This is a genomic window from Crystallibacter degradans, assembly GCF_012952295.1.
GTDB lineage: Bacteria > Actinomycetota > Actinomycetes > Actinomycetales > Micrococcaceae > Crystallibacter > Crystallibacter degradans.
The window spans coordinates 1-777 of the sequence record NZ_JABBCH010000076.1 but is presented as its reverse complement, the minus strand read 5'-3'; the positions used below and the strand labels follow the sequence as shown (position 1 = coordinate 777).

Genomic DNA, 777 nt, shown 5'->3' with positions numbered 1-777 from the left:
AGTCCCGACCGCCGAGGTAATGCCCGGGGACCTAATGCTGGTCCGCCCGGGATCGAAGATCCCCACCGACGGTGTAGTCGAAGAGGGCGAATCCGAGATCGACGAGTCCATGGTCACCGGGGAAAGCCTGCCGGTCGCCAAATCCGCCGGCTCTGAGGTGATCGGCGCTTCGGTGAACACCACCGGTACGCTCCGTGTCCGGGCCACCAAGGTCGGCGCCGACACCGCCCTGGCGCAGATCGTCGCCCTGGTGCAGGAAGCCCAGAACTCCAAGGCACCCGGGCAGCGGCTGGCCGACCGGGCCGCGTTCTGGCTCGTCCTCGTGGCCCTGATCGGCGGCACGGCGACGTTCCTGGCCTGGTGGCTCGCCGGCGCCAGTGTGGCCCAGGCCATCCTGTTCGCCATCACCGTGGTGGTCATCACCTGCCCTGACGCCCTCGGTCTGGCCACTCCGACCGCGATCATGGTCGGCACCGGGTTGGGCGCCAAACGCGGCGTGCTGTTCAAGAACGCCACGGCACTGGAAACCTCCGCCCGCATCGATACCGTCATTCTTGACAAGACCGGCACCCTGACCAAGGGCGAACCGGAAGTCACCGATTTCATCGCCCACGGCATCGGCGAGGATGAACTTCTGGCCCTCGTCGCCGCAGTGGAACGCGAATCCGAGCACCCCCTGGCCGGCGCCGTCGTCAACTACGCCGTCGCCCGGGGCGTGCCCTCGCTGGACGCCGGTTCCTTCCGCAATGTCCCCGGACACGGTACCGGAGCCACCGT

Annotated in this window: 1 protein-coding gene; it reads left to right on the top strand. The window is 68.1% G+C overall.

Annotation, left to right across the window (positions count from 1 at the left end; all coding sequences use genetic code 11):
• Positions 1-19: 19 nt before the first annotated feature.
• Positions 20-777: heavy metal translocating P-type ATPase (locus HGO92_RS23175; RefSeq protein ID WP_240974919.1), on the top strand; the 758-nt coding region annotated here is incomplete at its 3' end.